This window comes from Mariniradius sediminis (assembly GCF_021491425.1).
GTDB classification, from domain to species: Bacteria; Bacteroidota; Bacteroidia; order Cytophagales; family Cyclobacteriaceae; genus Mariniradius; species Mariniradius saccharolyticus.
Genome location: NZ_JAKEVZ010000059.1, coordinates 1 through 333, shown reverse-complemented (window position 1 = coordinate 333; position 333 = coordinate 1). Strand labels below are relative to the sequence as shown.

Below are 333 nucleotides of genomic sequence, written 5' to 3'. Positions count from 1 at the left end.
TTTCTGGATTCGACGGGATTTGCGAAGCCCTAGGAGCATGCCGAGGGGCGGTTGGCCTCGTAAAAAGCCGCAAAAAAATAGTCGCAAACGACGAAAACTACGCTTTAGCAGCTTAATAACCTGCTTAGAGCCCTCTCTCCCTAGCCTCCGCTCTTAGGACGGGGATCAAGAGAGGTCAAACCCAAAAGAGATCGCGTGGATGTCCTGCCTGGGGCTGAAGCGTTAAACTCAATCAGGCTAGTCTGTCAGTAGCGTGTCCATCCGCAGCTGGCCGGCGAATGTAAAGATTGGACTAAGCATGTAGTGCCGACGGTGTAGTAATTTCGGACGGGG

1 other RNA gene is annotated in these 333 nt (G+C 52.9%); it reads left to right on the top strand.

Annotated features, from left to right (window positions below):
- Positions 1 to 2: 2 nt before the first annotated feature.
- Positions 3 to 333: a transfer-messenger RNA gene (ssrA, locus tag L0U89_RS20280) on the top strand; the annotation flags it as partial.